The organism is Actinoalloteichus caeruleus (assembly GCF_049311605.1).
GTDB classification, from domain to species: domain Bacteria; phylum Actinomycetota; class Actinomycetes; order Mycobacteriales; family Pseudonocardiaceae; genus Actinoalloteichus_B; species Actinoalloteichus_B caeruleus.
The window spans coordinates 210,609-235,942 of sequence record NZ_CP186005.1; the positions used below are offsets into that span (position 1 = coordinate 210,609).

At 71.9% G+C, this 25,334-nt stretch carries 22 protein-coding genes, 1 tRNA gene and 1 other RNA gene; 16 read left to right on the plus strand and 8 right to left on the minus strand.

Features of this window, described 5'->3' with window-relative positions; translation table 11 throughout:
- Positions 1-14 precede the first annotated feature (14 nt).
- The gene (locus ACOJVX_RS00975) at positions 15-2,780 is read left to right on the plus strand and encodes an endonuclease/exonuclease/phosphatase family protein (RefSeq protein ID WP_422647171.1); all 2,766 of its coding nucleotides are present in this window, start codon (positions 15-17) and stop codon (positions 2,778-2,780) included.
- A 397-nt stretch (positions 2,781-3,177) separates the two neighbouring features.
- Here ACOJVX_RS00975 and ACOJVX_RS00980 read toward each other — a convergent pair.
- Positions 3,178-3,264: transfer RNA gene (locus ACOJVX_RS00980), tRNA-Ser, on the minus strand.
- A gap of 473 nt (positions 3,265-3,737) precedes the next feature.
- Here ACOJVX_RS00980 and ACOJVX_RS00985 point away from each other — a divergent pair.
- From ACOJVX_RS00985 to ACOJVX_RS01035, 11 genes are all read left to right on the plus strand, one after another.
- Complete coding sequence (locus ACOJVX_RS00985) at positions 3,738-4,526, plus strand: hypothetical protein (protein WP_103055848.1); 789 nt, start codon at positions 3,738-3,740, stop codon at positions 4,524-4,526.
- A 1-nt stretch (position 4,527) separates the two neighbouring features.
- An RNA gene (gene ffs, locus ACOJVX_RS00990) (signal recognition particle sRNA small type) lies at positions 4,528-4,622 on the plus strand.
- A 64-nt stretch (positions 4,623-4,686) separates the two neighbouring features.
- Complete coding sequence (locus ACOJVX_RS00995; RefSeq protein WP_422647172.1) at positions 4,687-6,816, plus strand: DNA polymerase III subunit gamma and tau; 2,130 nt, start codon at positions 4,687-4,689, stop codon at positions 6,814-6,816.
- 102 nt (positions 6,817-6,918) lie between these two features.
- The gene (locus ACOJVX_RS01000; RefSeq protein ID WP_016697684.1) at positions 6,919-7,296 is read left to right on the plus strand and encodes a YbaB/EbfC family nucleoid-associated protein; all 378 of its coding nucleotides are present in this window, start codon (positions 6,919-6,921) and stop codon (positions 7,294-7,296) included.
- Between the two features lie 34 nt (positions 7,297-7,330).
- Positions 7,331-7,939: a recombination mediator RecR gene (gene recR, locus ACOJVX_RS01005; protein ID WP_016697683.1), complete on the plus strand. Its 609-nt coding sequence runs from the start codon at positions 7,331-7,333 to the stop codon at positions 7,937-7,939.
- Positions 7,940-8,165: 226 nt separating this feature from the next.
- Positions 8,166-8,708 (plus strand): uridine kinase family protein, encoded by a 543-nt coding sequence (locus ACOJVX_RS01010; RefSeq protein WP_026417689.1) that lies wholly within the window; start codon positions 8,166-8,168, stop codon positions 8,706-8,708.
- A gap of 131 nt (positions 8,709-8,839) precedes the next feature.
- Entirely contained in the window at positions 8,840-10,546 is a 1,707-nt protein-coding gene (locus ACOJVX_RS01015; RefSeq protein ID WP_026417688.1) for an ABC transporter substrate-binding protein, read from the plus strand.
- Positions 10,547-10,590: 44 nt separating this feature from the next.
- Positions 10,591-11,601, plus strand: a complete 1,011-nt coding sequence (locus tag ACOJVX_RS01020; protein ID WP_026417687.1) for an ABC transporter permease — start codon at positions 10,591-10,593, stop codon at positions 11,599-11,601.
- Complete coding sequence (locus tag ACOJVX_RS01025; protein ID WP_026417686.1) at positions 11,601-12,536, plus strand: ABC transporter permease; 936 nt, start codon at positions 11,601-11,603, stop codon at positions 12,534-12,536. The genes ACOJVX_RS01020 and ACOJVX_RS01025 overlap by 1 nt, the downstream gene beginning before the upstream one ends.
- A 2-nt stretch (positions 12,537-12,538) precedes the next feature.
- Entirely contained in the window at positions 12,539-13,537 is a 999-nt protein-coding gene (locus ACOJVX_RS01030) for an ABC transporter ATP-binding protein (RefSeq protein ID WP_026417685.1), read from the plus strand.
- 35 nt (positions 13,538-13,572) lie between these two features.
- Entirely contained in the window at positions 13,573-14,697 is a 1,125-nt protein-coding gene (locus tag ACOJVX_RS01035) for an ABC transporter ATP-binding protein (protein ID WP_418154582.1), read from the plus strand.
- On the opposite strand, the gene ACOJVX_RS01040 is transcribed toward ACOJVX_RS01035, so the two are convergent.
- From ACOJVX_RS01040 to ACOJVX_RS01055, 4 genes are all read right to left on the minus strand, one after another.
- A complete protein-coding gene (locus ACOJVX_RS01040) occupies positions 14,675-15,502 on the minus strand; it encodes an alpha/beta fold hydrolase (protein ID WP_026417683.1) in 828 nt (275 codons plus the stop codon). The two genes, ACOJVX_RS01035 and ACOJVX_RS01040, sit on opposite strands and share 23 nt — an antisense overlap.
- 155 nt (positions 15,503-15,657) lie before the next feature.
- The gene (locus tag ACOJVX_RS01045) at positions 15,658-16,188 is read right to left on the minus strand and encodes an SRPBCC family protein (protein ID WP_103055846.1); all 531 of its coding nucleotides are present in this window, start codon (positions 16,186-16,188) and stop codon (positions 15,658-15,660) included.
- 10 nt (positions 16,189-16,198) lie between these two features.
- Complete coding sequence (locus ACOJVX_RS01050) at positions 16,199-16,543, minus strand: metalloregulator ArsR/SmtB family transcription factor (RefSeq protein WP_026417682.1); 345 nt, start codon at positions 16,541-16,543, stop codon at positions 16,199-16,201.
- A 110-nt stretch (positions 16,544-16,653) separates the two neighbouring features.
- The gene (locus ACOJVX_RS01055) at positions 16,654-16,905 is read right to left on the minus strand and encodes a hypothetical protein (protein WP_418154575.1); all 252 of its coding nucleotides are present in this window, start codon (positions 16,903-16,905) and stop codon (positions 16,654-16,656) included.
- Between the two features lie 375 nt (positions 16,906-17,280).
- On the opposite strand from ACOJVX_RS01055, the gene ACOJVX_RS01060 reads away from it, so the two are divergent.
- Complete coding sequence (locus tag ACOJVX_RS01060) at positions 17,281-17,979, plus strand: hypothetical protein (protein WP_051313500.1); 699 nt, start codon at positions 17,281-17,283, stop codon at positions 17,977-17,979.
- Between the two features lie 58 nt (positions 17,980-18,037).
- Here ACOJVX_RS01060 and leuA read toward each other — a convergent pair whose 3' ends face one another.
- Positions 18,038-19,828 (minus strand): 2-isopropylmalate synthase, encoded by a 1,791-nt coding sequence (leuA, locus tag ACOJVX_RS01065; RefSeq protein ID WP_211237463.1) that lies wholly within the window; start codon positions 19,826-19,828, stop codon positions 18,038-18,040.
- A 593-nt stretch (positions 19,829-20,421) separates the two neighbouring features.
- On the opposite strand from leuA, the gene ACOJVX_RS01070 reads away from it, so the two are divergent.
- Entirely contained in the window at positions 20,422-20,709 is a 288-nt protein-coding gene (locus ACOJVX_RS01070) for a hypothetical protein (RefSeq protein ID WP_026417679.1), read from the plus strand.
- Positions 20,710-20,744: 35 nt separating this feature from the next.
- Here the strand turns inward: ACOJVX_RS01070 and ACOJVX_RS01075 are convergent, their stop codons facing one another.
- Both ACOJVX_RS01075 and ACOJVX_RS01080 read right to left on the minus strand, forming a co-directional pair.
- Positions 20,745-21,377 (minus strand): nitroreductase family protein, encoded by a 633-nt coding sequence (locus tag ACOJVX_RS01075; protein WP_026417678.1) that lies wholly within the window; start codon positions 21,375-21,377, stop codon positions 20,745-20,747.
- A gap of 96 nt (positions 21,378-21,473) precedes the next feature.
- Positions 21,474-22,715: a hypothetical protein gene (locus tag ACOJVX_RS01080; RefSeq protein WP_337662214.1), complete on the minus strand. Its 1,242-nt coding sequence runs from the start codon at positions 22,713-22,715 to the stop codon at positions 21,474-21,476.
- A 182-nt stretch (positions 22,716-22,897) separates the two neighbouring features.
- Here ACOJVX_RS01080 and ACOJVX_RS01085 point away from each other — a divergent pair, with 182 nt between their 5' ends.
- Complete coding sequence (locus ACOJVX_RS01085; RefSeq protein WP_026417676.1) at positions 22,898-24,163, plus strand: aspartate kinase; 1,266 nt, start codon at positions 22,898-22,900, stop codon at positions 24,161-24,163.
- A gap of 37 nt (positions 24,164-24,200) precedes the next feature.
- Positions 24,201-25,277: an aspartate-semialdehyde dehydrogenase gene (locus ACOJVX_RS01090; RefSeq protein WP_026417675.1), complete on the plus strand. Its 1,077-nt coding sequence runs from the start codon at positions 24,201-24,203 to the stop codon at positions 25,275-25,277.
- Positions 25,278-25,334: the final 57 nt, after the last annotated feature.

Genomic DNA, 25,334 nt, shown 5'->3' on the forward strand with positions numbered 1-25,334 from the left:
ATGTTGGAGGACGAGTGACTTTCCCATCCTTACCGGCGCCGAGACGCGCGGTCGCCGCGCTCACGGCGCTCGTCGCCGGGGCGGGGCTGGCCACGTTGCCGACCGAACCCCTCGCGCGCGCGGCCGAGGAACCGGCCCCCGCCGGCGCGCTGATCTCCGAGGTGTACGGCGGTGGCGGCAACTCCGGCGCGACACTCACCACCGACTTCGTCGAACTCGGCAACCCGGGGGACCACCCGGTCACGGTGGACGGCTGGTCCGTCCAGTACCTCCCCGGCACTCCGCGTCCCACCAGCCAGTGGCAGCACACCCCGCTCGTCGGGGAGATCCCCGCCGGCGGCCACTTCCTCGTGAGCCAGGCCAGGGGCAACTCCGGCTCCGTCGAGCTGCCCACCCCCGACGCGCGCGGCGACATCGCGATGTCCGCCACCGCCGGCACCATCGCCCTCGTGAACGGCACGGAGAGACTGGACTGCCTCACCCCGGCGGACTGCGCGGCCGACGCCCGCATCGTGGATCTCGTCGGTTACGGCGACGCGGTCGTCCGCAACGGCGAGCCGGCGCGTGGGGCGAGCAACACGAGGTCGGTGGCCAGGGACGGTGACCTCACCGACACCCGGGACAACGCGGCCGACTTCACCGCCGGCGAGCCGAACCCGGTCAACGCCTCAGGGGAGACCCCCGGGCCGCCAGGGGAACCGGGGAACCCGCCGGGTGAGCCCGGTGAGCCCGGTGAGCTCCGCATCCACGACATCCAGGGCACCACGCGGGTCTCCCCGCACACCGGCAGCCAGGTCAGCGGTGTTCCCGGCATCGTCACGGCGGTGAACGCCTTCGGCTCCGCCCGGGGGTTCTGGTTCCAGGACCCGGAGCCCGACGGTGACCCCAGGACGAGCGAGGCGCTCTTCGTCTTCACCTCCGACCGCACCCCGGATCTGGCGGTCGGGGACGAGGTCCTGGTGAGCGGAACCGTCGTGCAGTACCGGCAGGGCGGCGCGTCCAGCGCCAACCAGTCGCTCACCCAACTGGAACGTGCCTCCTGGGAGGTCGTCTCCAGCGGCAACGGTCTGCCGGAGGCCGAGCTGGTCACGCCGAGCACCGTGCCGACCACGCTCGCCCCCGACGCCTCCGGGGGCAGCATCGAGGACCTGGAGCTGGACCCCGAGCGCTACGCCCTCGACTACTACGCCTCCCGTGAGGGCATGCTGCTGCGCGTCGACGACGCGCCGGTGGTCGGCCCAACCGACGCCTACAACGCGCTGTGGGTGACGACCAAGCCGGCCCAGAACCGCAGTGCCAGGGGCGGGACGGTGTACCAGGGGTACGGCGACTCCAACACCGGTCGGCTCAAGATCGAGTCGCTCATCCCCTTCTCGGAACGGCCGTTCCCCATCGCCAACGTCGGGGACGAACTGCGTGGGACGACCCAGGGGCCGCTCTGGTACTCCCAGTACGGCGGCTACCTGATCAGGGCCACCACCCTGGGCGAGCACGTCGACAACGGGCTCACCCGGGACGCGGTGCGCCCGGCTCGGGACTGGGAGCTCACGGTCGCGACCTACAACGTGGAGAACCTGTCCCCCTCGGACGACCAGACGAAGTTCGACCGACTCGCCACGGGAGTCGCCGAGTACCTGGACGGGCCTGACATCGTCGCCTTGGAGGAGATCCAGGACAACACCGGACCGACGGACGACGGCGTGGTGGACGCCGACCGGACCCTCGACCAGTTCGTCGAGGCCATCCGCGCCGCCGGCGGCCCGGGATACGAGTGGCGGCAGATCAACCCCGAGGACAAGGAGGACGGCGGCCAACCCGGTGGGAACATCCGCAACGCCTTCCTGTTCAACCCGGAGCGCGTGTCCTTCGTGGACACCCCCGGCGGGGACGCCACGACGGCCGTCCGAATCGAGTCCGACGCCGACGGCGCCGCACGGCTCTCCGTCTCACCGGGCCGGATCGCTCCGGACAGCCCGGCCTGGGACAGCAGCCGCAAGCCCCTGGTCGGTCAGTTCCGTTTCGAGGACCGGGACGTGTTCGTGGTCGCCAACCACTTCAACTCCAAGGGCGGGGACCAGTCGCTGCACGGCCGTTTCCAGCCCCCGAACCGGACCTCCGAGATCCAGCGGTTGGAACAGGCGGCGTTGGTGCGCCAGTTCGGCGACGCGCTCCACGCGAAGGACCCCTCCGCGAACCTGTTGGTGGTGGGGGATCTCAACGACTTCCAGTTCTCCCCCGTCCTGACCACCCTCACGCAGGGCGGGCGCCTGCACAACCCTCTGGTGGACCTCCCGCCCACCGAACGCTACGGGTACGTGTTCGATGGGAACTCGCAGTCCCTGGACCACATCCTGGTGGCCGGGGCGTTGGCGCACCGTGCCGACTACCAGCCCGTCCGGGTCAACGCCGAGTTCGCCGACCAGGCCAGCGACCACGATCCCCAGGTCGTGGCGTTCCGACCGCTGTCCGGCGACCCGGCGGTGGACGAGGCCGAGGACGCGCGGTACTACGGTGGCGGCCGGCCGCCGGGCGAGGGCGGTGACACCAGGTCGCCGGAGCGGCCCGACCAACCCGGTGGCGGGGCCGGGGACCACCGGGACGGACCTCCCCCCGCCGCTGGTGGCGACGACCTCGCGCGCACGGGCCTCAGCGGGGTGCTCCCCCTGATCACCGGCGCGGTCATCCTGCTCGCCGTGGGCGGGGCCGCCGCGTACTTCGCCCGACGCCAGCGCGGCGAGGCGAACTCCCCGGACTCCGAAGGGACCGGGACGACGAGCTGACCACGACCAGGCCCGGAACCGGCGGATCGCCCGGTTCCGGGCCGGACGGGCGACGCCGACGCCTCGTCCCGGTAGCGGTGTGGATCGTGCGACGACCAGGGCCGGGTGCGCGCGGGGCACCCACGCGGACGCGACCGGGCGACCCGTCGCCGTTCGCCGGGCACGCGTGGGGGCGACGGATGCGCCCGCCGGCGAACGGCGGGGCTCCGCGCGGGCGGACGTGACGGGAGCGGCCCCACCGTCCCGGAGGCCGGGCGGTGAGCCACCCGAGCCGGCCCCGTGACGGCGAGCCGACCGGGCGAGCGGGCTGCGGTGGGAGGCGGTGCACCGCGAAGCGGGCCACGAGGCCCCCCGAACACGAAGAAACCCCCGGGTGACCGGGGGTTTCTTCCTGGAGCGGAGGATACGGGATTTGAACCCGTGAGGGGTTTGAGCCCCAACACGATTTCCAATCGTGCGCCCTAGGCCGCTAGGCGAATCCTCCGCCGCAGAGCTTACACGAAGGGGTTCCCGTCCTCGGGACAGGGCGGTGCGCGGAGCCCGGGCGGGGATGGGGAGCGGCTCGCGCGCGGCGGGGAGCGGGCACACCGTCCCGTCCGCCGGGCGCCGCGCGGGTCCGGCTCCGCCTGCCGGCGGCCCCTCCCCGTGCGAGGAGACGCCGCCGCTCGGTGACCTCGGTGGTCCCGGTCCACCGGCCCCGCACGCCGGGCCGGGGCGGGGTGGACCCGGTGCCACGGAACGAGTGCCCCGAAGGGAGGACATCGGTGGCGGTGGGTCGCTCACGACCTGGCCCCCCTTTCGTGTTCGTGCGTAACCTCGTCCTACGGGGGTCACCCCGGCTTCGCCCCCTCCCATCCGCATCTCGGGTGCGTCATGTCGGCTCCGCGCTCCGCCGGGATCCCGGCCCGCCGGTCGGCACCGGATCCGAATCGCGGTTCCGGCGCCTCGGAGGAGACCGTGGACATACCGTTCGCCGAATCGGACTTCCCGGCCCGCCCGTACCCGGGTGCTCGTCCCCCCTGCTCCTTCGTCTCCGCCGACGGGGTCTGCTACCCGTTGTCCAGCGACCCGGGCGCCGCGGCGGGATGGCGGGTGCGCCCGGCGTGGACCGACCTCGACGACTGGCTGGCCTCCCGGGGCGTGGAGCCGACGTCCGCCCGGTTCCCGGTGCTCACCTACGGCTCCAACGCGTGCCCCGGCAAGATCGGCTGGCTGCGGACCTCCCTCGGCCTGGCCGGGCCGGTGGTGGCCCTGCGCGCGAGGTGCAGCGGGCTGGCGGCGGTGTGGGCCTCCGGGTTCCGGGTGGTCGACGAACAGCGACCAGCCACCCTCGCGGCGGCCCCCGGAACCAGTGAGCGGCACTTCGTCTGGCTCGCCACCAGGGAGCAGATCCGCGTGCTCGACCGCTGCGAGGGCCGGGGTGAGCGGTACCGGCTCGTGTGGTTGCGCACCGGCCTGGTGACCGTGGACGGCGAGGGGGAGGGGCTGTCCGTCCTGGCGTACACGGCGGCGACCCCTGTCCGGATGCCGCTGCTCCGGGATGGGCGACCGGTGCGGTGCTGCGAGGTACCGCAGGGGGAGGCGGCCCGGATGCGAGGGGAGACCGCGACCTCCGACGGACTGGTGGTCCTGGAGGTCCACGGCGAGCCCTCCTGGCAGGACGCCCCCGGTCGCGGGGCGGGGCGGGCCCCGGTTCGCGCCTCACGGCCCCCCGCCGGAGACGTGGCCGGCCGTCCACTACACTGACCGTGGACCCCGTGCGGCGTCCATCCTGTGAACTCCCCCAGGGCCGGAAGGCAGCAAGGGTAAGCGGGCTCTGGCGGGTGCACGGGGTCCCCTTGTGCCCGGGGCCGCCCCCGACCCGGCCCCTGAGCTGGCCGTCAGTGCGGTTGCGTAGCCTCTTGGTGTGGCACTGGCTCTCTACCGCAGGTACCGCCCGGCGACCTTCGCCGAGGTGGTCGGCCAGGAACACGTCACCGACCCGCTCCGCACCGCGCTCAACGCCGGGCGGATCAGCCACGCCTACCTCTTCTCGGGGCCGAGGGGCTGCGGCAAGACCTCCAGCGCCCGCATCCTGGCGCGGTCGCTGAACTGCGTTCGGGGACCGACCGCCGACCCGTGCGGAACCTGCTCCTCCTGCGTGGCCCTGGCTCCGGAGGGGCCGGGGAACGTGGACGTGGTCGAGCTGGACGCCGCCAGCCACGGTGGTGTGGACGACGCGAGGGAACTGCGCGACCGTGCGTTCTACGCACCGGCCGAGTCCCGCTACCGCGTCTTCATCATCGACGAGGCGCACATGGTCACCACCCAGGGCTTCAACGCCCTGTTGAAGATCGTGGAGGAGCCTCCGGACCACCTGGTCTTCGTGTTCGCGACCACCGAACCGGACAAGGTCCTGCCGACCATCCGCTCCCGGACCCACCACTACCCGTTCCGGCTGATGCCGCCGGCGGTGGTCCGCGACCTGCTGGAGTCGATCTGCTCGGCCGAGGGCGTGGCGGTCGAACCGCCGGTGTTCCCGCTGGTCGTCCGGGCCGGCGGTGGTTCGGGTCGGGACACGCTCAGCGTGATGGACCAGTTGCTGGCCGGCGCGGGGGCGGAGGGTGTGACCTACGAGCGGGCGATCGCCCTGCTGGGCGTCACCGACGTCGCGCTGATCGACTCGATGGTGGAGGCGCTGGCCGCCGAGGACGCCCCCGGTGTCTACGCCGCCGTCGACCAGGTCATCGAGGCGGGGCACGATCCCCGGCGGTTCGCCACCGACCTGCTCGAGAGGTTCCGGGACCTCCTGCTGCTCCGGGCCGTCCCCGACGCCACCGACCGGGGCCTGGTGTCCGCGCCCGAGGACGGGCTGGCCACCATGACCGGGCAGGCCGAACGGTTGGGACCGGCCGCCCTGACGCGGTTCGCCGAGATCGTGCACTCGGGGCTGGGGGAGATGCGCGGGTCCACCTCGCCCCGGCTCCTCCTGGAACTCCTGTGCGCCCGGATGCTGCTGCCGGCGGCGGAGTCCTCGGGGCGGGCACTGCTCCAGCGGGTCGAGGCCGTCGAGCAACGCCTGGCGGCGGGCGGCGGAGCCGTGGCGGCCCCGGTTCCCGGGAGCGCGCCGACCCCGTCCCTCCCCGCCGCCCACGAGGAGGGGGCGCCGCCCCGGAGAGCGTTCCAACGGCCCAGCCAGGCGCCCGCGCAGCCGCCGTCGACGGCGGAGCGCCACGAGGAGGCCCAGCGGCCGGAGCCCCCGCGCACCCCGGAGGCGGCCGCCCCGGCCCCACCGGAGGAGACCCGCCCCGCCGCCCCGCCGCCCGCCCCGGTGGCTCCGGCCCCGGCACGGGACACCGTCGACGTCGCCACGGTCCGGAAGATGTGGCCCACCCTGCTCTCCAAGGTCCGGGACCACAGCCGCAGCCTCGGCGCCATGCTGACCGACGCGGTGGCGCACTCGGTCGCCGACGGCGAGGTGGTGTTCACCCACCCGGCGTCGGCGCTGGTCCGCCGACTCTCCGACACCAGGAACAGCGAGATCATCGCCACCGCCCTGCGCGAGGTGCTCGGGGGGGACTGGCGGGTCCGCTGCGTGTCGGCGGAGGAGGCGGCCCGGCTCGGACAGGGTGGCGGCGCTTCGCCCGCCACCGGTCACCAGCCGGCCCCGGCGCCCGCCCGGCACCCCGAACCGCCGCGTCGGGCTCCCGAGCCGACTCCACCGAGGCGGACCGAGACCGCGCGTCCGGCGCCCCGGGCGGTGACCGCCGAGGACGACATCCCCCTGCCACCGGAACCCGACGAACCGGAACCGCCGGACCCGGACCCGCCCGCCGGGGCGGCGAGCCCAGCTCGAGGGGCTGCGCCGAGGTCCAACGGCCACACGCCAGCCACCGACGTCGCGGTGCCCCCGGGGGGCACGGCCGTCCCGGGCGGCCCCGGCGCGGAGGGCCCGGAGGGACCGGACGACCCCCGGGACGTGCGACCGCCTCGGGACCCGCAGGAGACGGCGATCCAGCTGCTGTCCGAACAGCTGGGCGGGCGCCTGGTGACCTGAGTTCCTCGGCGAGCCCCCGGGGCGGCGCGGCTCGTCCGAGCACCCGGCGGGACGGCTAGGCTTGCGGCGACGCGAGACCGACGACCTCCGTCGAGAGGAGCCATGGTGCAGCCCGGTGGCCAGCCGAACATGCAACAGATCATCCAGCAGGCGCAGAAACTTCAGCAGCAGGTGATGGAGGCCCAGCAGGAGCTGGCCGAAGCCGAGGTGACCGGCACCGCCGGTGGTGGCCTGGTGCGGGCCACGGTGAACGGTTCCGGAGAGCTCCAGAACCTGGTCATCGACCCCAAGGCCGTCGATCCGGAGGACACCGAGACCCTCGCCGACCTGGTGGTCGCGGCCGTCCGCGACGCCAACCGGGAGGCGCAGGAGCTGGCGCAGCGCAAGCTGGGCCCGGTGGCCGGCGGCCTCGGGGACATGGGAGGGCTCGGGCTGGGCGGCCCCGGCGGTCCCGCGCTGCCCGGTTTCCCCGGGCTGTGACGACGGCCGGAGCGGCGAGGCAAGGAACGGTGGAGTGTACGAGGGCCCAGTCCAGGACCTGATCGACGAACTCGGGCGGTTGCCCGGAATCGGTCCCAAGAGCGCGCAGCGCATCGCCTTCCACCTGCTCGGCGCCGAGCCCGCCGACGTCACCCGGCTCCAGGAGGTCCTCCAAAGGGTGAAGGAGGGCGTCACCTTCTGCGACATCTGCGGCAACGTGTCGGAGCAGGCGACGTGCCGGATCTGCCGGGACGCCCGCCGGGACGCGGCGCTGGTGTGCGTGGTCGAGGAGCCCAAGGACGTGCTCGCGGTGGAGCGCACCCGGGAGTACCGGGGGCGCTACCACGTCCTGGGTGGGGCGTTGGACCCGTTGTCCGGGGTGGGGCCCGACCAGCTGCGCATCCGGGAGCTGCTGGGCCGGATCGGTGGGCAGTACGGCGGTGCGGAGGTGACCGAGGTCATCATCGCCACGGACCCGAACACCGAGGGGGAGGCGACCGCCACCTACCTGGTGCGGATGTTGCGGGACTTCCCCGGGCTGACGGTCACCCGGCTGGCCTCCGGGCTGCCGATGGGTGGGGACCTGGAGTTCGCCGACGAACTGACTCTCGGCCGCGCGCTGTCCGGGCGCCGGTCGGTGTGATCCTGGCCGTCGGCGGCGCGGAGGACCGGGTGCGAGCCGCACCGGACGGTGCCTCGGTGCGCCGGCGCTCCCGTCCGCCGGCTGGCGGCTCCTGCCGCCCTGCCTGGAGCGAAGTCCTGCCGATCCCCTCCGGAGTGCCCGGTCGACGGGTCGCGGCCACGTCGGTTCCGCGCGTCGTTCACCGGGGGCGGGGGGCGCGGTGACGGGGTCGGCGAACGCTCGTGCGGTGCTGGACAGGGTGCTGTCCCGTCCTCCACGACTCGGCCGCACCAGGTTGGTGTCCGTGGACGGTCCCTCGGGGAGCGGCAAGACCACGCTGGCCGAGGACCTGGTCCGGCTCGGCCGGGAGCGGGGGGTGCGGATCGACGTCGTGCCCACGGACCACTTCGCCACCTGGTCGGAACCGGTGGGCTGGTGGCCTCGGCTGGAGCGGGCGGTGCTCGCCCCGCTGGAGCGGGGCGAGGTCGCCCGCTACCAGCGGGTGGAGTGGCGCGGCGGTGAGCCCGTTCCCGGGGCGTGGCTGGAGGTGCCGCCACCGGACGTGCTGGTGCTGGAGGGTGTCTCCTCGGCTCGGGTCGAGGTGGCGGATCGGGCGAGCCTCCTGGTCTGGGTGGAGCATCCCGACCCCGCCGTTCGGTTGGAGCGGGCGGTCGCCCGGGACGGTGCGGGAACACGCCCTCACCTGGTGGAATGGCAGCGGGTGGAAACCGAGTGGTTCCGCCGGGATTCGACCCGTGAACGGGCTCACGTCCAGATGACGAACCCGTGACGTCGTTTTGCGATTTCGTGACCCCCCGTGCTGGTTGCGCGATCGTGATCCGTGACACGTCCGATTCTTGTCCATAACCCGTTAGGGTCTGCCATCAATCCGTCAGTAACCGTCAACGACTGAGGTGCACGATGGCCGTATCCAAAAGGGCCCTGAACCCCAGGCTCCGGCGACTCACGACCGTGGGTGTCGCGGGCGCTGTGGCCTTGTCCCTGTCCGCCTGCGCCGAGTCCCAGCGGGGCGACGGTGGCGGCGACGACGGAGGTTCGGGCTCCGGGGGTGGCACCTTCACCTTCGGTGCGGCCGGCGCCCCGGCGCTGTTCGACCCTTTCTACGCCTCGGACGGTGAGACGTTCCGCGTCGCGCGCCAGATCTTCCAGGGCCTGGTCACCTTCGCGCCGGGCGATGTCGACGTCGTTCCCGAGCTGGCCACGGGTTGGGAGTCCAGTGACGACGGCCTGGAGTGGACCTTCACCCTCCAGGAGGGGGTGTCCTTCCACGACGGAACCCCCTTCGACGCGGACGCGGTCTGCTACAACTTCGAGCGCTGGTACACCCAGGAGGGCGCCGGCCAGAGCGAGGCCCTGTCCTACTACTGGAAGCAGAACTTCGGCGGCTTCTCCGACGGCGCCACGCCCTCGCTGTACGAGTCGTGCGAGGTCGACGACGAGCACACGGCGACAGTCACCCTGACCAGGGCCACGGGCAAGTTCCCGTCGCTGCTCGGGCTGCCAGCCTTCTCCATGCAGTCGCCGACGGCGTTGGAGGAGCACTCGGCCAACGACGTGCGGGCCGAGGGTGACAGCTTCGTGTTCTCCGAGTACGCCAGGGAGCACCCGACCGGGACCGGCCCCTTCGTCTTCTCCTCCTACGACGAGGGCAACGGCACGATCGAGCTGACCCGGAACGAGGAGTACTGGGACGAGGACGGCAAGGCGAACATCGAACGGCTGATCTTCCGGATCATCCCGGACGAGACCGCCCGCAAGCAGGAGCTCCAGTCCGGCGGCATCGACGGGTACGACCTGCCCAACCCCGCTGACTACCAGCAGCTGCGGGACGAGGGCTTCCAGGTCGAGGTCCGGGACCCGTTCAACATCCTGTACCTGGGCATCTCGCAGAAGGACAACCCGGCGCTGCGCGACCTGCGGGTCCGGCAGGCCCTCGCCCACGCCATCAACCGGGAGGGCCTGGTCAGCTCGACCCTTCCCGACGGCGCCGAGGTGGCGACCCAGCTCTACCCGGACAGCGTCGAGGGCTGGTCCGCCGACGTGCGGACCTACGACTACGACCCGGAGCTCGCCGAGGAGCTGCTGGCCGAGGCCGGTCACGAGGACCTGACGGTCGACTTCTGGTGGCCCACCGAGGTCACCCGCCCCTACCTGCCGGACCCCCAGGGCATCTTCAACGCCATCTCCCAGGACCTGGAGGCCGTCGGCATCACGGTGAACGCCGTCAGCCGTCCGTGGGCCGGCGGGTACATCGAGGAGTCCAACCAGGGCAACGCCCCGCTGTTCCTGCTCGGCTGGACCGGTGACTACAACACCGCCGACAACTTCCTCGGCTCCTTCTTCAGCTCGACCGAGGGGCAGTTCTACACCGGGGAGTCCGACTGGGGGCAGCAGCTGGCGGACGACCTCGCGGCGGCCGACTCCGAGCCGGACGAGGAGATCCGCACCGGGCTGTACGAGGAGATCAACGAGAACCTGATGAGCGAGTGGCTGCCCGCGATCCCGATCTCCCACTCCCCGCCGGCGATCGTGGTGGCCGAGCACGTCGAGGGCCTGGTGACGAGTCCGCTGACCGCGGAGGAGTTCAACACGATCACCGTGGAGTGAGCCACCGACACCGGATCTGATCGCTCCCACCACAAGGAACCCTCGTGCTGCGCTACACCGTACGGCGGCTCGGACAGCTGATGCTGGTCGTTCTCGCCCTGTCGGTGCTGCTGTTCGCCTGGCTCAGGGCGCTCCCGGGAGGGCCGGTCTCGGCCCTCCTGGGAGACCGGGCCACGCCGGAGTCAGAGGCGGCGCTGCGCGCCGACCTCGGGCTCGACCAGCCCATCGTCCTCCAGTACTGGAGGTTCGTGGCCCGGGCGCTGAGCGGCGACTTCGGCACCTCGACCGGCGTCCAGCGGGGGACACCCGCGCTGGACGTCTTCCTGCAACGTTTCCCGGCCACGCTGGAACTCGCGGTGTTGGCCATCCTGATCGCCATCGCGGTGGGGATCCCGCTCGGCTACCTGGCCGCCCGGCGACGCGGCCGGATCCTGGACAACCTGAGCATCACCTGGTCCCTGGTCGGGATCGCGGTGCCGGTCTTCTTCCTCGCCTTCCTGCTGAAGTGGATCTTCGCCGTCCAGCTCGGTTGGCTCCCGGCGTCCGGGCGCCAGACCGGGGGTATCGACGCCACCAGGGTCACCGGCTTCTACGTCCTCGACGGCATCCTGACGCAGGAGTGGGACGCGGCCCTCGACGCGTTCGTCCACCTCCTGTTGCCGGCGATCGCCCTCTCCACCATCCCGTTCGCGGTGATCTTCCGGATCACCAGGGCCGCCGTGCTGGACGTCCTCGACGAGGACTACGTGCGCACCGCCAGGTCGAAGGGGCTCGCCGGGGCGGTGATCCGACGCCGGCACGTGCTGCGCAACGCCATGCTGCCGGTGGTCACGACGATCGGCCTCCAGACCGGGGCGTTGCTCTCCGGTGCGGTGCTCACCGAACGGGTCTTCAACATCCCCGGGCTCGGCCAAGCGCTGGCACTGGGCTTCGAACGCAAGGACTTCCCGGTGCTCCAAGTGGTGATCCTGGCGTCCGCGATGACGTACGTGCTGGTGAACCTGCTCGTGGACCTGTCCTACGCCGCTATCGACCCACGGATCAGGACACGCTGATGGCCATCGGTACCAGTCGCAAGGAGCGGATCGACTCGCTCGCGGAGTCCAGCGCCACCGAGACCGGGGTGAGCCTCGCGGCCTCCGCCTGGCGTCGGCTGCGCCGTAACCCCGTCTTCCTGGTGGGCGCGTCCATCATCGGGCTGTTCGTGCTGCTCGCCCTGATCGCCCCGCTGATCGCCCCGCACGACCCGGGTGTGCGGATGCTCGCCGACCAGGTGTCGCGCGCCACGAACAGCATCCCGCCGGCGCAGGAGGGGCATCCCTTCGGCGGTGACCAGCACGGCAGGGACCTCTTCTCCCGAGTCCTGCTGGGTTCCCAGCAGACCCTGCTGGTGGCGGTGCTGGCGACCGTGATCGGTCTGGGCGGGGGCCTGACCCTGGGTACCCTGGCCGGGGCCTTCGGCGGGTGGGTGGACTCCCTCGTCATGCGGATCGTGGACGTGATGCTCTCGGTCCCGTCGCTGCTGCTGGCGGTGTCCATCGGGGCGTTGTTCTCCGCGCAGACCCAGTTCACCGTGATCCTGGCGGTCGCGATCGTGCAGATCCCGGTCTTCGCCCGGCTGTTGCGGGGCACGATGCTCGCGCAGCGGGAGAGCGACCACGTGCTCGCGGCCCGGTCGCTGGGCGTCAGGCAGCGGTCGATCGTGTTCCGCCACATGTTGCCCAACGCCCTGGGCCCGGTGATCGTGCAGTCGACGTTGGTGCTGGCGGTGGCCATCATCGACGCGGCGGCGCTGTCCTTCCTGGGGCTCGGGGCGGCCGACGACTCGGTCCCCGAGTGGGGGCAGATGCTCGGCAACGCCCAGAACGTGATCGATTCCCATCCGCACCTGGCTTTCTGGCCAGCGGCCTGCATCATCGTGGTGGCCCTCGGCTTCACGCTGGTCGGCGAGTCGCTGCGGGACGCTCTCGACCCGAAGAGGCGGCGGTAGACATGGCGCTGCTCGAAGTGCGCGATCTCTCGGTCGTGTTCCAGCGCAAGGGTGAGGATCCCTTCGCCGCGGTGGACGGCATCAGCTTCGACGTGAGCCCTGGGCAGATGGTGGGGTTGGTCGGCGAGTCCGGCTGTGGGAAGTCCGTGACCTCGTTGGCGATCATGGGCTTGCTCCCCCAGCGCGGGGTGCGCGTCGGCGGCACGGTCGAGTTCGAGGGGAAGGACCTGCTCCGGCTCTCCGACCGCGAGCTCGCCGACCGCCGCGGTCGCGATCTGGGCATGGTCTTCCAGGACCCGCTGTCCTCGGTGAACCCCGTCATCCCGATCGGGGTCCAGGTCAGCGAGGTGCTGGAGCGGCACGAGGGCCTGCGGCGCCGGGAGGCGGCGCTCCGCTCGGCCGAGTTGCTGGAACGCGTCGGCATCCCCGACCCCGGCCGCAGGTTGAAGGAGTACCCGCACCAGCTGTCCGGTGGGATGCGCCAACGGGCGCTGATCGCGATGGCGCTGGCCTGCAAACCCCGGTTGCTGATCGCCGACGAACCCACGACCGCTCTCGACGTGACCATCCAGGCGCAGATCCTCAGCCTGCTCTCCGAGCTGGTCCGGGACACGGGAACGGCCCTCATCATGATCACCCACGACCTCGGTGTCGTGGCCGGCATGTGCGACGAGGTCAACGTGCTCTACGGCGGTCGGATCGTCGAACGGGCCGGGCGACACGAGCTGTTCGCCGAGCCCCGCCACCCCTACACGGCGGGTCTGCTGGCCTCGATCCCCCGGCTCGACGCGCCCAGGGGGGAGCGGCTGACCCCGATCCGGGGTTCGGTCGCGGACAACATCCCGTGGGCGGGTGGGTGCGCGTTCGCCCCCCGGTGCCCGAACGCGGTCGACGCCTGCGTCGAGCGCGGTCCGGAGATGACCCGGGAGGGCGAACGGCTGTTGCGATGCCACAACCCGGTCGGGCGACCGGCACCCAGTGAGGAGGTGCCGGCCCGGTGAGCGCGGCACACGACGAGTCGGCGAACGCCAGCACGGTGGCCTCGGAGGAGGACCGGGTGCTGGTGGAGGTCGAGGACCTCAAGGTCCATTTCCCGATCAAGCGCGGCGTCTTCCTCGACCGCACCGTCGGCCACGTCTACGCGGTGGACGGCGTCGACCTCCGCATCCGGCGGGGCGAGACCTACGGGCTCGTCGGCGAGTCGGGGTGTGGGAAGTCGACCCTGGGCAGGGCGTTGCTGCGCCTGGTCGACCAGATCGGGGGGCGTGTCGTCTTCGACGGAGTGGACCTCTCCACCCTCAAGGGGGAGCCGCTGCGGCGGATGCGCCGTCGGATGCAGATGGTGTTCCAGGACCCGATGTCCTCGCTGGACCCGCGCCAGTCGGTGGCGTCGATCCTCGTGGAGGGGCTGCGGGCCCACGGCCTGGACACCGACCGGGTCGCCACCGACCGGCGGCTGCGGGAGCTCCTGACAGCGGTCGGCCTCCCCGAGACGGCGTTGCGCAAGTACCCGCACGAGTTCTCCGGTGGTCAACGGCAGCGGATCGGGATCGCCAGGGCGCTGACGGTCAACCCCGACCTGGTCGTGGCGGACGAGCCGGTGTCGGCACTGGACGTGTCCGTCCAGGCGCAGGTCATCAACCTCCTCGGGGACCTCCAGGAGGAGTTCGGCCTGACCTACCTGGTCATCGCGCACGACCTCGCCGTGGTGCGGCACATCTCGGACCGGATCGGTGTGATGTACCTGGGTGGGCTGGTGGAGGAGGCATCCTCCGACGCCCTGTACCAGGAACCGCTCCACCCCTACACCCGAGCACTGCTGTCGGCGGTCCCGGTGCCGGACCCGGAGCTGGAGGACCGCCGCGAGCACATCCTCCTGTCCGGTGATCTCCCGTCGCCCGCCGCGCCGCCGCCCGGCTGCCGGTTCCACACCCGATGCCCCTGGCGGCAGGCCGACCGGTGCGACACCGAGCGCCCCGCGCTGCGCGAGGTCGCACCAGGGCACCGGGTGGCCTGCCATTTCGCCGAGGACATCCGGGACGGGCGAATCGCCCGGCACGCGGTGGCCGCGGAGGCGGTGGACGCCACGACCGGCCTGCCGGGGGTGACGTCGTCCTCCGCGGCGGGACCGGCCTCCGTCACGGAGGTGTTGGGACCCTGATCGGGGACCGAGGGCCGGGCGCGCGGCCCTCGGGTCCGCCCCGGCCGACACCCGTCGCCGGGGCTCCGGCGGACGTGGCGACGTGCCGGTGGATCCACGACGCGATCCGCCCGGCGTTCCGGCTCACGACGTTCAGGTGCGTTCCCGGTAGTCGCGAGCTGGTCGCGTTCGGGAGGCGGGCCGCGAGCGCGACGGCGACGGCGCGCATCCAGGTCGGGCTCGAGGTGGAGAAGGGCAGGTGCACCGGCATCGTCAGCCGGTCGAGCTCCGGTTCCAGCGGGTCCCGGCGCCATGAGGTCCAGCCGACCCGCGCCTCCGTCACCAGACGTCCGAGCTCGGGGGGTGGGACCGCCGGCGCGGATGCGGGCCGGGGGCCGGGTGGGGAGAACGCGGCCGCGAAGGCCGGGCCCACCCGGGCCGGGGGGAGAGCGGCGATCCGGTCCATCTCGGCGGTGAACTCCGCCTGACCCGGCCACCGGGGACGGTTGCCCAGCCACGCGATGTCCACCAACGTCAGACTGGTCACCCGATGTGGGCGGGCGAGGGCGAAGAGGATCGCCGCGAGGCAGCCGCAGGAGTGGCCCACGACCGACACGGGCCCGTCGAAGTGGTCCAGGTGGTCCTCCACGAGACGGGCCTCGTCCGCCACCCCGTACGCCGCGAGGGTGTCGGCCGAGCGCCACGCCGGGCCCCACGGGATGGCCGTGGGTTCCAGGTGGCGCTCGGCCAACTCGGCGGCCAGGGTGGCGTAGGTCCGATCAGGGCGGGTCAAGGCGCCGGAGACCAGCACCACGCGCGCGGTCATCGGTCCCGGTCCCGACGCCGTCGGGACGGTGGTGACCAGGGTCGTCGGTGGGTGGCAGGTCCACAGTGCACACGGCCGTGATACCCGTGGTCGAGCACCGAGTCGAGGACTATCACCTGACCGAGTGAGAGGATGTCCTCGCCGGGCAGGTCGCCTCAGGACCGCGCGGCGGCCGCCCGGTACCAGACGTCGAGCGCGGCGTGGTCGGTGCTGGCGGTTCCCCCGTCGAGGTGCGCGCGGAGGCCGTCGAGGATGCCGTGCCAGCCGACGGCGAAGTCGGCCGCCGGCCCCTGGTCCACCGCCCGGTGGCGGAGTACGAGCTCCGTTCCCCCGTCGGCGGCGGTCGCGAGTTCCCATCGCACCGTCGAGGGCGGTTCGTCGGACCAGCACCAGCTGTGCTCGAGCAGCGTTGGAGCCTCGACCACTGCGACGGTGCCCTCCGCGCTGCCCTCGTCACCGAAGTCGAAGAGCACGGACCCGCCCGGCCGGACCTCGATCCGCACGCCGGGAAGCCACTCCCGCTGGTGCTCGGGTTGGCTCAGGGCGGCCCACACCCGGTCGATCGGGTGGGCGAGGTGCCGCCGGAACAGGATCTGCCAGGCCCCGTCATCCCCCAGGCCGAGCGTTCCCGCTTCCGGGGGAGGCGCGAGGTCCCGGGGGTCCGTCGTCCGTCGTTGGTGCTCCACGTCCTACTCCTCAGTCCGCTGTCGGCGTGCTGCCGTGGGTCGACTCGGCCGCGAGCCGGTCGAGATGGTGTTCCAACTGGTCCAGTCGGCGCGACCACCGGTCGCGCACCCGGTCGACCCAGTCCCCGGCCTCGGCCAACGAGGCCGGGACGAGGTGGTACACGCGTTGTTGGGCCTCGGACCGCCAGCCCACCAGGCCCGCCTCCCGCAGTACCCGCAGGTGGCGGGAGACGGTGGGCCGTGCCGTGCTGAACTCGCCCGCGAGTTCCCCCGCGGTGCGGTCACCGTCGGCCAGCAGCTCCAGCAGCCGACGGCGGGTGGGATCGGCGAGAGCCTCGAACACCGCGTGCGTCATGACCGATTAGTAGCACGACAGCTACGTAGCTGTCCAGCTACACAAGCGTCGCGGGCTGAGCCTGGGCGCGCGAGGTGGGTCGCGGAGGCGGCGCGGTGGCCGGCCCCGGGTCAGCCGCCCTCGGTCGGCCCCGGGCGAGGGGTGGGCAGCGACCCGGTCGCGTTCCGCTCACCGCTCGCCGCCTTGTCGAGGGCCAACGCCAGCTGGGCCGCGTCGGATGCGCTCAACACCGCCGTCTCCCCGGGAGGGGTGACGACGGCCACCCGGTCTCCCATGACGAGGACGCTGATCCGACGCGTGCGTCCGGAGAAGTCCACGCAGTTGACCCACCAGCGCAGCTCGTCGTCCGATCCGGTGTCCATCATCGTCTCCTCGTTGGAGCGGCGGGCCGGGTGCGCCAACCGTACGTCCGGGGAGGGTGGGCGGCGACCGAAGGCTCGTTCGGCTGGGTGGCGATGGTACGCCAGGAGCGGTAGCGGTCCGATCACCACGAGTCGCCGGAGCGCACCACCCCGGCTCGGAAGAACGGCGGGAACCGGTCACGCACCGCGTTCCCTCCTTCACCCGCTGGGCGACGCGGGTTTTCTTGCCAACAAATTCATCCATTCGGGGGGTGTGTGAGGGGTGTGAACGGCATACTCACTCGTGCCCTGGGGTCCACTTTCGCATCGTCGTACCGACCGGGGAGTCCTCGCGACTCCCCGGTGCGGTGCGCGCGGTTCACACAGGAGACACCCTTGCGAATCCGTTCATGGTCCCCCCTCGTCGCGGTCGCCGCCTCCGCGGTGGTGCTGGCCGGTTGTTCCTCCACGGAGGAGGGCAACGCCGAGGCGGGTTCCTCGACCCCGACTGAGGCCACCTCCGAGATCGCCCCCGAGAGCGAGGTGGCGGAGGACGAGGAGGTCGACGCCTCGGACGTCCCGGTCGAGCCGGCCGGTGAGTTCTCCGGGGAGTTCACCCCGCAGGGCACCGAGCTCGCGCTGGGTGAGCCCGCCTACATCCCCTTCAAGTACGCCGACTCGACCGGCGTCATCAGCATCACGCTGGACGCGATCGAGCAGGGCTCGCCCTCCGACCTCGACCCCCTCGACATGGGTGACCAGGTCGCCGGCCTGGTGCCCTACTACCTCAAGTACACCGTCACCAACGAGAGCGGCGACGACCTCGCCTACGCCTCGGTCGGCGGGACCAGGGGAATCCTGCCCGACGGTTCCCGCGCCCAGGACCTGACCATCATCTTCGGCGGTCTCGACCAGTGCGACAGCGGGTCCGCGGGTGGCGACTTCACCGAGGTCGGCGCCAGCTACCAGGCCTGTGACATCTCGCTGGCCCCGGAGGCCACCGAGGTCGCGGGCTTCGAGATCTGGCGCAACGACCGGTCGGACGAGGTGCCCGGCACCGACTACTCCGCCGAGCCGGTCCGTTGGTGGAAGTGATCCGCAGGCGGTAGGCGCGGGGGTGGTCGGCCGGTTCGCGGCCGACCACCCCGCGTCGTCAGCGGTTGGCCCTGTTGACGGCGGAGACGACCGCTCGCAGCGCCGACGCCACGGTGGAGGTGTCCACCCCGACGCCCCAGAGGACCCGGTCGTTCACCGCGCACTCCACGTAGGAGGCGGCCTTCGCGTCGTCGCCGGCGGACAACGAGTGTTCGACGTACTCCAGGACCCTGACGTCGTACCCGACCGTGGCCAGCGCGTCCACGAAGGCGGAGATCGGCCCGTTGCCGGCACCGGTGATCTGCTGTTCCTCGCCCTCGACCACCACGTCCGCGACGATCTTGCTCGTCCCGCCGCCCTGGACCTGGTACCCCCCGAGCCGGAGCGGCGTCACCGCGTCCAGGTACTCGGTCGCGAAGACGTCCCACATGGCCTTCGGGTCGACCTCGCCGCCCTCGGAGTCGGTGACCCGCTGGACGAGCTTGGAGAACTCCATCTGCAACCGCCGGGGCAGGTCGAGCTGGTGCTCGGTCTTCATCACGTAGGCGACCCCGCCCTTGCCGGACTGGGAGTTGACCCGGATGACCGCCTCGTAGCTCCTGCCGACGTCCTTGGGGTCGATGGGCAGGTAGGGGACCGCCCACCGGTACTGGTCCACCTCGGAACCGGCCGCGGCGGCCTCCGCGCGCAGTGCGTCGAAGCCCTTGTTGATGGCGTCCTGGTGGCTGCCGGAGAACGCCGTGTACACCAGGTCACCGCCGTAGGGGTGGCGCTCGGGCACCGCGAGCTGGTTGCAGTACTCCACCGTCCGCCGGACCTCGTCGATGTCCGAGAGGTCGAGCTGGGGGTCGACACCCTGGCTGAACAGGTTCATGGCCAGCGTGACCAGGCAGACGTTCCCGGTGCGCTCACCGTTGCCGAACAGGCAACCCTCGATCCGGTCCGCGCCCGCCTGGTAACCCAGTTCGGCGGCCGCGACCCCGGTTCCCCGGTCGTTGTGCGGGTGCAGCGAGAGCACGATGGAGTCCCGGCGGGCCAGGTTCCGGTGCATCCACTCGATCGAGTCCGCGTAGACGTTCGGGGTGGCCATCTCCACCGTGGCCGGCAGGTTGATGATCACCGGGTTCTCCGGGGTGGCGTTCCAGATCTCGGTGACCGCGTCGCAGACCTCCACGGCGTAGGAGAGCTCCGTGCCGGTGTAGGACTCCGGTGAGTACTGGAAGCGGAACCGGGTGTCCGGGTACTTCCTGGAGACGGCCAGCACGGTCTCCGCCCCGTCCGTCGCGATCTTCTTGATCCCGGCGCGGTCCTTCCGGAACACCACCTCGCGTTGCAGGATGGACGTCGAGTTGTAGAGGTGCACGATCGCCCTCGGCGCACCGGCCACGGCCTCGAAGGTGCGTTCGATGAGCTCGGGACGGGCCTGGGTCAGTACCTGGATGCTGACGTCCTCGGGAACGGCCTCGTCCTCGATGATCTCCCGGACGAAGTCGAAGTCCGTCTGGCTGGCGGCCGGGAACCCGACCTCGATCTCCTTGAACCCCATGCGCACCAGGAGGTCGAACATCCGCCGCTTCCTGGCGGGGGACATCGGGTCGACCAGCGCCTGGTTGCCGTCCCTCAGGTCGACGGCGCACCACAGCGGTGCCTCGGTGATCGTCCGGTCCGGCCAGGTCCTGTCGGGCAGGGAGATCGGCTCGACCTGCTCGGCGAAGGGCCGGTACCGGTGGAAGGGCATGGCGCTTCCGAGCTGGCGGTTCCAGTGCGGCTGTCCGACGGGGGCCGGGCGGGACGGGGTCCGGAGCCTGCTGGCGGCGGCCGTCAACGCGTCGGAACTGGGGATGCTCACGTGGTCTCCTCTGTCTGCCTGTGCTGTGTGCGACGACCGGCGTCGGCAAACCTCCGCGCCGGGGAGCCGGTCTGGTCAGACCCCGTCGCGGCGGAGAAGCAGCAGGCCACGAGCCACGGCCCGAGCCTAACCCCGACCGGGACCCGATCGGAAGCCGGCTGTCCACGATCTGGGCGTTCACCTCGTTGACCTGGGGGGACGGTCGTCCAGGCTGTCCGCCACGTCGTCCACCAGCCTTCAGGGTGCCGGCGGAACCCCTCGCCCGGGCGGGAGGGTGGCGGAGAGCACACCAGCCGATGTCCCCACCGGTGCGGTGCTGGACCTCCCGTCCTCGGCGTCCGACACGGGAGCTCGCGCCTCCCCTCGAAGTGGGTGGCGGGTCGGTCCGGCGAGCCCATCGCCACCCGGTGACGTCCTCGGCCCTGGCGCCACCCGGCCAGCCCCTCCTCGGTCCGTCCCGGCCACCCCGACGGGTCGGACCCGTCGGCCCGCTCGCCGGGGGACGGCCCCCTCGCTCGTCCGGCACCGGACAGGGCGCTGCCGGCGGGAGGCGGATCTTCCCTCGCAGCCCGTCACCCGGCACACTCGTGGGCATGGCGGCACGGAGACAGCGCGGTCCCTCGACCGTGGCGACACTGATCAACCTCGTCGGCTTCGCGCTGGCCGCCATCCTGGTAGGGCACATCGTCTTCACCCTGTTCGGCTGGGGGGAGAACCAGGAGTTGGTCTCGACGGTCGCCGACGCGGCCGACTTCCTCTCGTTGTTCTTCCCCGGCCTCCTCGACGCGGGGAACCCCACTCTCCAACTGCTGGCCGACTACGGGCTCGCCGCCGCGTTCTGGGTGTTGGTGATGGGCGTCGCCGCGAAGATCTTCGGCTGAGCCACCCGGTCCCGAGGCGGTCGCGGGACTGGCGATCAGTCGGCGCCCGGGTACGCCGGGTGCGCCCAGTCGCCGTGGAAGACGAGTTCGGACAGGTCGCGGCGGACCCGGGGACGCGCGTCCCGCTCCCTCGTCACCGGGTCACCGGTTCCCGGGGCCGCCAGGTGGCCCACGGCGATGACCACCCGGGCCTCGTGACTGTCGGGGATGTCGAACAGCTCGGCGACGGCGTCGCTGTCGAAACCCGCCATCTGGTGGGCGACCAAGCCCTCGGCGACCGCCTGGAGGACCAGGTTCTGGGTAGCCAACCCGAGGCCGTACTCGGCGTAGGGCAGGGGTTGACCGGTGCCGTCCAACACGGTCGCGACGCCGACGACGAGCGCTCCGGCCGACTGGGCCCATCCCCGGTTCCCCCGGTTCAGGGTCTGGAGGATCCGGTCGAACGTGTCGTCCCCCCGCCGGCCGAGCAGGTAGCGAGCTGGTTGGGTGTTCCCCCACGACGGCGCCCACCTGGCGGCCTCGAAGAGGGCGCGAAGCGCCTCCTCGCTCACGGTCGCCGTCGGGTCCAGCGACCGCGGGCTCCAGCGGCCCGCGATCAGCGGGTGCACGGGAGCACTGGTCTCGGCCCACCCGCCCCGCCGCTCGTCCGGTGCTTCGGTCTCCGTCACACGGCACCTCCCGGCCCTCCGGCTTCGGCGCCACCCTACCGAGGGGGCGGGTACCGGGGCAGTCCCCGTGCCGGGTACTTCCGCCCCCGCTCCGGATCAGATCGCGTAGGGCCAGGCGGTCAGCGCGTACGCCCCGAACCACGATCCCGTGACGACGACACCGCCCAGCACGGCGGCCACCGTGCCGGGACGACGGCGGGACAGCGCGACGGCGGCGGGCAGCAGGAGGGTGAACGCGGGCAACAGCAGACGTGCCTTGGAGTTCATCAGCCCGTTGGACCCGACGTCCATCATCAGCACACCGGCCGCGTACACCATGAGCGGCCAGGAGACGCCCATGCGGATCCCCACGAGCAGCAACACCACCGCTCCCACCAGGATCGCCACGGTGGCGACCTCCAGCACCGAGGGAGCCGAGGCCAGCACGTCGAGGGTGAAGCGGAGCGTCGCCGCCCCGCCGTCGAAGCGGGAGTCCCACCCCCGCTCCTGGAGGTCGAACCAGCCCGTCAAGGAACCCGTGCTCGTGGCGACCCAACCCAGGTAGGCGAGCAGCCCCAGCGGGGCGAGCAGACCAGCCACCCAGGGCCGCCACCCGTCGCGGCGGGAGAGGACCGCGACCAGCGCCGCCAGCCCGACGGCCATCACCAGAGCCCCGGCGGTGGGGCGCACCAGACCGGCCGCGGCGGCGCACAGGCCGGCGACCAGCCACCGCCGTTCGACGACGCCGACCAGCGCCCAGGCGGCCAACGCGCAGAACAGGGCCTCGGAGTAGGCCATGGACAGCACCACCGCCATCGGCGAGGCGGCGAACAGCGCCACCGTCAGCAGTCCCGCCCGGCGGGAACCCCCGACGTGCTCCCCCAGCCGCGCCAGGGCGTAGGCGCACGCGACCCCGGAAACGGTGCTCACCGCGAAGGCGGCACCGACCAGGCCCGCCCCCGGCAGCTCCGACACCCACCGCACGAGCAACGGGTAGCCGGGGAAGAAGGCCAGCGGGGTCTCGGCGGAGCGGTTCCCGAAGGCGTCGACCAGGGTCGGCGGTACCCCCGCGTAGCCGTACTCGGCGATGCCGAGGAACCACTGGCCGTCCCACACCGTGCGCGCGTCCGTGGTCGACACGTCGTTGGCATCGGCCATCCACCCCAGCACGAGGAGCCCGATTCGCACGAGTGCGAGGTAGACCACACCGGGAGCCAACAGGTGGACGGCGGGGTGTCGGGTCCAGCCCGCCGGGAGCCGCCACCGACGGTCCGTCGAACCGGCATCCCCACCCAGGTCAGGGTCGTCTTTCCGGGGTGTGTTCGCGTGGGCCGACTGGGCCTCCGCATCTACGCGCAACGCGCTCCTCCGCACCACTCGTCAACTCGGTCGCCCAGGCTACTTCGGGCCATTGGTACTCGGGTCCGGCGTTAGTTCTCTGTACGCTGACTTGGCGGCGGGGCTGTCCAACTGCTGCCGAGCTGCTTCGGGTCGGGCCGTCCCGCACTGCCAGACGGACTGACCTGAGGAGGTTTGGACACGTGGCGCTCGTCGTCCAGAAGTACGGCGGTTCCTCCGTGCAGAGCGCGGACCGCATCAAACGGGTCGCCGAGCGCATCGTCGAGACCCGCAAAGCGGGGAACGACGTGGTCGTCGTGTGCTCCGCGATGGGTGACACGACCGACGAGCTGCTCGAGCTCGCCAAGCAGGTCTCGCCCTCGCCGCCCGAACGCGAACTCGACATGCTGTTGACCGCCGGCGAGCGGATGTCCAACGCCCTGGTCGCGATGGCGATCCACTCGCTGGGCGCCGAGGCGCTCTCGTTCTCCGGATCCCAGGCCGGCGTGATCACCACCGGCGCCCACCAGAAGGCGCGGATCATCGACGTCACCCCCGGCCGGGTGCGCCAGGCGCTCGACGAGGGCTACATCGTCCTGGTCGCCGGTTTCCAGGGGGTGGCCCAGGACACCAGGGACATCACGACCCTCGGCCGTGGCGGTTCGGACACCACCGCGGTGGCCCTCGCCGCGGCGCTGAAGGCCGACGTCTGCGAGATCTACACCGACGTGGACGGCGTGTACAGCGCGGATCCCCGGATCGTCCCCGACGCCCGTCACCTGAGCATGGTCCCGTACGAGGAGATGCTCGAGCTGGCCGCGTCCGGGGCGAAGGTGCTCATGCTGCGGTGCGTCGAGTACGCCCGCCGGTACGGGGTGCCGGTCCACGTCCGCTCGTCGTACAGCAAGAAGCCGGGAACCATCGTCACCGGGTCAGTGGAGGACCTTTCCGTGGAACAAGCCATGATCACCGGAGTCGCGCACGACCGTTCCGAGGCGAAGGTGACGGTGACCGGCGTGCCGGACAACCCCGGCGTCGCCGGGCGGATCTTCCGGGTCGTCGCCGACGCCGAGATCGACATCGACATGGTGCTGCAGAACGTGTCCGGCACGGTGTCCGGCCGTACCGACATCACCTTCACCCTGTCCAAGACCAACGGCCCGACCGCGGTGGCGGAACTGGAGCGGATCAAGGACGAGGTGGGCTTCGACCAGGTCCTCTACGACGACCACGTCGGCAAGGTCTCGCTGGTGGGAGCGGGGATGCGCTCACACCCCGGTGTCACGGCCTCCTTCTGCGAGGCGTTGGCCACGGCCGGGGTGAACATCGAGATCATCAACACCTCCGAGATCCGGATCTCGGTGCTGATCCGGGACGACGACCTCGACGTGGCGGTCCGCGCGATCCACGACGCCTTCGGGCTCGGCGGCGACGAGGAAGCCGTGGTGTACGCGGGGACCGGGCGCTGACGGCGGCCGACCAGTAGTCGAGAGGAAGAACCAGAACATGAACGACACCACCGGCCGGACCCGCCCGACGATCGCCGTCGTCGGTGCCACCGGGGCCGTGGGCACCGTGATGATCGACATCCTCAACTCCAGGGAGACCGTGCCCTGGGGTGAGATCCGCCTGATCGCCTCCGCCCGGTCGGCCGGGAAGCGGATGACCGTGCGCGGCACCGAGCTGACGGTGGTCGAACTGACCCCGGAGGCGTTCGACGGCGTCGACGTGGCCTGCTTCGACGTCCCCGACGAGGTCTCCGCCGAGTGGGCCCCGGTCGCGGCCGCCAGGGGCGCCGTCGTGGTGGACAACTCCGGTGCCTTCCGGCTCGACCCGGAGGTCCCCCTGGTGGTGCCGGAGGTCAACGCGGAGCAGGTGCACCGCCGGCCCAAGGGGATCATCGCCAACCCCAACTGCACGACGCTGTCGATGATGGCGGCCCTCGGGGCGTTGCACCACGAGTTCGGCCTGACCGAGCTCGTCGTGGCGTCCTACCAGGCGGCGTCCGGCGCCGGCCAGGCCGGCGTCGACCGGCTCCACGCCGAGGTGGCTGCGGTCGCGGGCAAGGACGTCGGCAGTCGGGCTGGTGACGTCGCCGAGGCGCTCGCGGCGGCCGGGTTGCCCGCCGAGTCCCCGTTCCCAGCCCCGCTGGCGCTGAACGTCGTGCCGTGGGCCGGCTCCCTCAAGGAGGACGGGTGGGCCTCCGAGGAGTTGAAGGTGCGCAACGAGTCCCGCAAGATCCTCGGGATCCCGGGGCTGAAGGTGTCCGCGACCTGCGTGCGCGTCCCGGTCGTCACCACGCACTCGCTCGCCGTGCACGCCACGTTCGGCCGGCAGGTGACGGTGGCGGCCGCTCGTGAGGTCTTCGCCCGCCAGGAGTCCGTCGTACTCCGGGACGACCCGGAGCGGGGCGTCTTCCCGACGCCGGCCGAGGTCGTGGGTGGTGACCCGACCTACGTGGGCCGCATCCGCCAGGCGTTGGACTTCCCGAACACGCTGGACTTCTTCGTGTGCGGGGACAACCTGCGCAAGGGAGCGGCCCTGAACACCTACGAGATCGCGGAGAAGGTCGCCACGTCCTGATCCCGCGCCTCACCCGATCGAACGAGCGGCTCGTCGACACCGGCGGGCCGCTCGTCG